The sequence below is a fragment of the Mycobacterium sp. MUNTM1 genome, from assembly GCF_054660795.1.
On record NZ_BAAGDE010000108.1, the window covers coordinates 1 to 6416 of the forward strand.

4 protein-coding genes, 1 tRNA gene and 2 pseudogenes are annotated in these 6416 nt (G+C 64.0%); 5 read left to right on the plus strand and 2 right to left on the minus strand.

Features of this window, described 5'->3' with window-relative positions; translation table 11 throughout:
* Positions 1 to 565 (minus strand): annotated as a pseudogene (locus ACYQ8K_RS29590) (hypothetical protein); the annotation flags it as partial.
* Between the two features lie 131 nt (positions 566 to 696).
* Positions 697 to 1317, minus strand: coding sequence for a TetR/AcrR family transcriptional regulator (locus ACYQ8K_RS29595; protein WP_036474320.1), 621 nt, complete (start codon positions 1315 to 1317; stop codon positions 697 to 699).
* Between the two features lie 73 nt (positions 1318 to 1390).
* Here ACYQ8K_RS29595 and ACYQ8K_RS29600 point away from each other — a divergent pair.
* From ACYQ8K_RS29600 to ACYQ8K_RS29620, 5 genes and pseudogenes are all read left to right on the plus strand, one after another.
* Positions 1391 to 1463 (plus strand) — tRNA-Lys (locus ACYQ8K_RS29600).
* Between the two features lie 113 nt (positions 1464 to 1576).
* Positions 1577 to 2759: pseudogene (locus ACYQ8K_RS29605) on the plus strand (IS481 family transposase).
* 593 nt (positions 2760 to 3352) lie between these two features.
* Positions 3353 to 4327 carry a DUF4192 domain-containing protein gene (locus ACYQ8K_RS29610; RefSeq protein WP_036474322.1) on the plus strand — a complete coding sequence of 325 codons (975 nt, stop codon included), beginning with the start codon at positions 3353 to 3355 and terminating at the stop codon, positions 4325 to 4327.
* A 257-nt stretch (positions 4328 to 4584) separates the two neighbouring features.
* Positions 4585 to 5454, plus strand: a complete 870-nt coding sequence (locus tag ACYQ8K_RS29615; protein ID WP_036474324.1) for a deazapurine DNA modification protein DpdA family protein — start codon at positions 4585 to 4587, stop codon at positions 5452 to 5454.
* A 95-nt stretch (positions 5455 to 5549) separates the two neighbouring features.
* Positions 5550 to 5933, plus strand: a complete 384-nt coding sequence (locus ACYQ8K_RS29620; protein ID WP_225337345.1) for a hypothetical protein — start codon at positions 5550 to 5552, stop codon at positions 5931 to 5933.
* Positions 5934 to 6416: the final 483 nt, after the last annotated feature.

Sequence of the window (6416 nt, forward strand, 5' to 3'; positions counted from 1 at the left end):
GGGGTGGGGGTGGGGGATCTTGTTTGAACGTGTGCTGGTCGACCGCCTGTATACGCGGTGTCGATCCTTGCTCGCCAGCTGCGGCTGCGCGTGCGCCTAAAGCTTGCTCGGCCGTCGCGGCTTGTTCCACGAGGGCGGCAGCTTTGGCTTGGTGGTCGTTGATGCGGCTCAGGATTTGCGCTTGACCCGCCGGCGAATTCGGGTCCGGGATGGCGCCGACCTCGGACGCCTCGAGTCGGGCGTTTGCATCGATGGCTCGGGCGCCTTCGAAGTTGATCCGACGGCTCTCATCGGTGATAGAGGCCCAGGTACCGTGAGAACGCGCGGTCGCATCCAGAACGAGATGGTCGGCTTGTGTGGCGACGGCGTAGGAAGCGGCCACGGCGGTTGAGAACCTCGCCCCGATTATCTGGGCGCGCGTGTCGTTGGTCCCTTGACTGAGGGTGCGAGCGTAGCTACTGAGGTCACCAAAGCCGCCGCCATCGACGGGGGTGGAGCCGAACAAATCGAAATAGCGCCGATGCTGTTCTTGTGACAGCATCTCCAGCTGCTCGATGGCATCCACGAGACAGCCCTCCTCCGCCGCGTCTGCCGTGCGTGGAGTAAACCTACCAACTGTGGCAGCTTGCTGAACTGCAGTTCGGGCAACAGCGGCGCGGCCTCAGCGCGCCGGTCACGGATGGGCGCTATGGCCTGTTACGTGCGTGTGGCTGGCCGGTCGAGATCCAGCACGGCTGTCAGTGTCTGTGTCCACCAGCGCAGTTGGCGGCGGCGGCTGGCGTCGGGTTCCTTGATGCCCGCAGTGCGACGAAATTCAGCACCGTAGGCGGGTTCGGTGGCCAGCGCCTGGTGCAGAGCGGCGACGGCGAGGCGGGTGTCGTCGCGTGGGGGGCGCCGGCCGCCGGATTTGCGCCGGGCGGCATGGAGGGCGTCAACGACAGGTTCCAAGATGCCGTCGCTGTGATCGCGCCATCCCGCGCTGTGGAGGGCCATCGCGAGCTCGCCGTATCCGTCGGCGTAGACCTCAGCGATACGGTCCACCAGCTCAGGTATCTGCGCGCCGGCGCGCACCCACTCCTGTGCGGCGTCCTCGACGGCCGCGCGGATCCGGCCGCTGCTGTGACGCAGCACAGCTGCGAGCAGCCCTTCGCGGCTACCGAAGTGATGGTTGACACCGGCGTCGGTTATGCCGACGCGCTCGGCGACGGCGCGTACTTCGACCGCCCGCGGCCCGGCCTCGATCAGCAATTCCTGAGCGGCGTAGAGGATTAACGACTGGGTTTCGTCTGGGCGGCGGCGTTTTCGAGATGGTGGCATGCAACGATCATACCTTGACGCGCCAAAGCGGCGCTGCTACGCTTTGGGGTGTCAAGGTAAAGATACGACCAAGGCCTCCGTAGCTCAGTTGGTAGAGCAGCTGACTTTTAATCTGCGGGTCCGGAGTTCGAGTCTCCGCGGGGGCACAGTTTTTCTGTATGACGCCGGTTGATGCTTGACATTTTGTCTTCGGGTGATGCCTGACGGTGTTTCGGCTGATGGTTGACAGTTACTTCGGTTGATCCTTGACACTCCTTCGATGAGGGAGTTATCCGTGGCCGAACAGAGGTATCAGGCCGTGTTGGCGGTGATCAGCGATGGGTTGTCGATCTCGCAGGTGGCCGAGAAGTTGGTTGGTGTCGCGCCAGACGCTGCACTCGTGGTTGGCCCGCTATGAGGCCCAGGGTCTTGAGGGCCTGGTGGATCGGTCGCATCGGCCGGTGAGTTGTCCACATCAAATGCCCGCGCGGGTCGAGGCGGTGCCGTTGGAGTTGCGCCGCTCGCGTCCATACTGGGGTCCGCGGCGGTTGGTGTTCGAGCTGGCGAAACGCCAGGTGTCGCCGGTGCCCTCGGAGTCAGCGGCCTACCGGGCCTTGGTGCGGGCGAACATGATCGATCCGGGTCTGCGGGATCGGCGCTCGCGCAAGTGGAAACGCTGGGAACGCGGGGCGCCGATGGAGTTGTGGCAGATGGACATCGTGGGCGGGTTCCCACTGGCTGATGGCAGCTGCGCCAAGGCGTTGACCGGGATTGATGATCATTCGCGGATGTGTGTCTGTGCGCGGTTGATGGCCCGGGAACGCACCCGGGCGGTCTGCGACGGGCTACGCGTAGCGCTACAGACCTACGGGGCGCCCGAGCAGATTCTCACCGATAACGGCAAGGTGTTCACCGGGCGGTTCAATCACCCCGTGGTCGAGGTGCTCTTTGATCGGATCTGCCGCGAACACGGCATCGAGCATCTGTTGACCCAGCCACGCAGCCCCACCACGACCGGCAAGATCGAGCGGTTCCACCGCAGCATGCGCGCGGAATTCCTCAGCAGCACATCATCGTTCGCGAACCTGAAGGCAGCCCAGCAGGCTCTCGATGAGTGGGTGGCTTACTACAACAGCGCCCGCCCGCATCAGTCGCTGGACATGGACACCCCTGCCCAGCGGTTCACCCCGGCGGCCCCAGCGTCGCCGACGGTGGCTTTACCGGTGGCTGATCGCAGCGGTGATGATTGGGTCAGCCGCCGGGTGTGTTCCAACGGCATCGTGTGCGTGTCCTGGCAACAAGTCTGCATCGGACGCCACCATGCCGGCGCTCGCTGCGACGTCCACGTCGACGGCGAGCTGCTGCGGTTTTTCATCGGCGACGAACTCGTCAAAACCGCCGCGCGCACCAGTACCGGCGAGGTACGAAACAAACGGGCCCTACGCACCAGCGCCGGGACCTAAACCACACACAGAGTGTCAAGGATCAACCGGCATAGAAATGTCACCCATCAACCGACTCTGAACAGGGGCACAGTTTTTCCGACGAGGGCAGCGTTTTTCAGTTACTAACGCTGCGGTGTGTCCTCACGCCTACGGCCACCAACGGTGGCGATGCTCAACCACCCGTTAAGCATCCAGCCGGGCCGCCGGCAGTGTTAAAACCCCACCCGGCACAGGCGTGGGGTGGGGGTGCAGTCCGAAAAGCAGCATTAACCACTGCTGTTGTTGTTGTTGTCGAGATGCAGTGAGGATTGACAAGGTGGTCAGTGTTGTTTAACAACAGGTCGCGCAGGCATGCCGAGCGGTAATTGCTCCGGGGAGAGTGGCGATTTCGGCGGGCAGTTAGTTTGACACCGGTACGCGACACGCCGGGTATCTGTCAAAGTACCTCGGCGATTCTGGTCAATCTTCGCTGCATCGCCTCAACCACCACCACCCACCACCACCAGTAGTAGCCGCGATAGCGTCGTTGTTGTCGGTGGCTGCCGATACGATCGGTGTTGTAAGGGCAGGTCATTGGGGCTGGCCCACAATTCCCAAAGGGGGAGCGCAAGATGTATTCAACCAAGTCCATTGGTGACGTCGTTCGGAATCTGGTGGGAGTTCTTGGGTTTCGGCCTGTGGAGTCGCTGGTGGTGGCGGCCGTACAGGGTGGCTGCGTGAGTTGCGTTCTGCGTGTGGATCTCAGCGACGTCGCGGCGTCGAATGCGCTGGAGAGGTTGGCGTCGTTGGTGGGGCGCAGTGGTGCCGATGGCGCCCTGGCGGTGTTCGTGTCGACGCTGAGCAGCTCGTGCGAGATGTGCGCGGAGCGCTTTGCTGGCATGGCGGCAAGGTTGGGAGAGGCGCTGGAAGCGGCGGGCGTGCGCCTTCTGGATGCCGTGATGTTGGACCGAGTCGAGGCGGGTGGACGGTGGCAATGTGTGGACGGGTGTGGCAAGTCCGGTGTGCTCGACGATCCAGCGTCTTCGGCCGCCGCGGCGGCAGCGGTGGTCGCGGGACGCCGGATGTATGAGACGCGGGATGAGCTAAGAGCGATTGTGGCCGTTGATGTTCAGCGCGCCGCTGCGGTGGCGCCCATGCTGGCCGGTGCTGACTGTGCTGGCGGCGCGGTGGATGACGTGCCCGTATCGGTGCGCCAGGCGGTGGCTGCGGTGCGTCGCGTGGGCCAGGGCGCCGTCTTGTCGAATGCCGAGCTGGCGGATATCGGCGCATCGCTGGGCGACGTGCGGGTGCGAGATGCGCTGTTTACGTTGGTGGACTCACACGAAGCGAGCGCAGCCGAGATGCTGTGGAGCCAGCTGGCGCGGGTCCTGCCACAGCCCTACCGATCCGAAGCCTTGTGCCTCGTCGGATTCAGCGCATTTTCGCGGGGCGAAGGGCCGCTAGCTGGCGTCGCGCTCGAGGCGGCGTTGGCAGACGATCCAGCTCATCGGATGGCCGGATTGCTGGATTGCGCGCTGCAGAACGGAGTGCGGCCTGAAGAGATTCGCAACCTGATCCAGCACCATGTCTCAGCGCTGGTGATTTGACCCTTGCCCGGAGGTTGCGGGGTGCGGATATGCCTGGCGCTGATCGCACCCTGCCAACCCGCAAGGCGGTCGACTACCCCACCCGGCATAGGGCTGGGGTAGTGGTCAATTCGTATGTGGGAGTGCGGGTGTGGTGATGTTCTTGTCTTCTTCTTCTCCTTTTCTCCTCGGTCGCCGTGTCGGTAGCGGCCGGTAGTATCCGTGTGTGTAGGGCCTACCGCGAGGGCGGGCCCACCGACCCGTGAGGGGTTTGGGTTATGGCGAGTGCGCCGGTGTTCTACCTGGGGACGCATATGGATGGGTGGTTAGCACATGTGGGTGTGCCGTTGTTCGTGTCGCACCGCCGCTTGTCGCGACGTAAGACACTGCCGAAGGCACGTTCGGGGTGGGCGCTGGATTCCGGGGGGTTCTCAGAACTGTCTCTTTACGGAGGGTGGCGCACCACTGCGGAGGAGTATGTCTCGGCGGTAAAGCGCTACGACCGCGAGATTGGCCAGCTGGAATGGGCGGCCGGAATGGACTGGATGTGTGAGGACGACATGCTTGCCCGCACCGGCCTGACCGTCGAGGAACACCAGCGGCGCACCGTGGCGAACTTCGTGCTGCTGGAACGGATGTGGCATGAGGACGACGACGCGGACCTGCATCCCGAAGCCCCGTTTATGCCCACTTGCCAGGGCCAAACTGTCGAGGATTACCTGCGGTGCTGGGACATGTTCGGCGAGGCCGGGGTGAACGTCAGCACTTATCCGTCGGTCGGTGTCGGGTCGGTGTGCCGGCGGCAACACACCGGCGAGATCCGCGAAGTGCTGGAGGCGTTGCGTGATCGTGATCCGGAGGTGCCGCTGCACGGGTACGGGGTTAAGACACAAGGCCTTCGGATCTACGGGGATCTGCTGGCGTCGTCGGACAGCATGGGGTGGAGCCTGAACGCGCGAAAGAACCCGCGGCTGCCGGGCTGCGCTCACGCGAAGTGCTCGAACTGTCTCAAGTGGGCGTTGCGGTGGCGCCGGGGCCTGGTTGCCGGCGGGTGCACCGAACACGGCGAACCCTGCGACGGCACCGCCGGAACATGTCATCAACGAGAGTTATGGGTGCTGCGCGAACTGAACGCCGCGGCGGCCTGAGCGCCAGCGTGCGCTCTGCACCCGGGCTGTGCCGGTGCGCAGGGCGGCCAAGGCTGACTCGGTGCGAACAACCGAAGGAAGGGGATGTGAGAACCATGATGGCGACCACTGGCGGCGGTCGGGCGCGTAAGGGCGCGGCCGGCGGCGACGAGCTGTCTGGGCCGCGCTGCATCCTGCCTGGCTGCGGTAACGCTGCAGAGCAGAAGGGGATGCCGTGCGCGGAGTGTGCAGCGGCGTTCGGCAGTCACCTGCGCCAAAGCGACGGTCCACCGATGACCGCCGACGCGCAGGCCAAGCGGGACAACGAAACTCAGGCGACATATGCGGTGCTGTTGGCCGGCGGACAGCCGCCTGCGACCCGGCCGGTGCCGGGGCCTGAGCACAAGGCCAACCAGCGGTGCTGGATGTGTGAGGAGCGGCGCACCTGCACGAAACAGGCCAGCGGCTGGGAGTGTGACGTCTGTCGAGAGATCCGATGATGAGCTGTCCGGAGGCTCGACGGTGACGGATATCCGGCCTCGAGGCCTCGATTGAGCAAGGACGTATCGCCGATGTCGAGCGCGCTGCTCCTCAGTGGCGGTGACCCAGTCCCCACCCGACACAGGAGTGGGGTGTGGGTCTTTTTGCTGCCCTGTGCGCGTGAGAGAGAGGAGATGTCGAGATGCAGTGAAGATTGACAAGGTGGCCAGTGTTGTTTAACAACAGGTCGCGCAGGCATGCCGAGCGGTAATTGCTCCGGGGAGAGTGGCGATTTCGGCGGGCAGCTAGTTTGACACCGGTACGCGACACGCCGGATATCTGTCAAAGTAGCTCGGCGATTCTGGTCAATCTTCGCTGCATCGCCTCATTTCTTCTTCGTTCGTCGTCGTCGTCGGCAGCTCGTTGTTGAGTTCCTAACGAGAGTCAAGCGGCTTCGGTGGAGTTAAGCGACTTCGGTGGGTTTTATCCTGGGATGGACGGGC

Coding starts and splice junctions, on each gene's coding strand:
- ACYQ8K_RS29595 (WP_036474320.1), bottom strand. CDS start 1,317: ATGCCACCATCTCGAAAACGCCGCCGCCCAGACGAAACCCAGTCGTTA.
- ACYQ8K_RS29620 (WP_225337345.1), top strand. CDS start 5,550: ATGATGGCGACCACTGGCGGCGGTCGGGCGCGTAAGGGCGCGGCCGGC.
- ACYQ8K_RS29615 (WP_036474324.1), top strand. CDS start 4,585: ATGGCGAGTGCGCCGGTGTTCTACCTGGGGACGCATATGGATGGGTGG.
- ACYQ8K_RS29610 (WP_036474322.1), top strand. CDS start 3,353: ATGTATTCAACCAAGTCCATTGGTGACGTCGTTCGGAATCTGGTGGGA.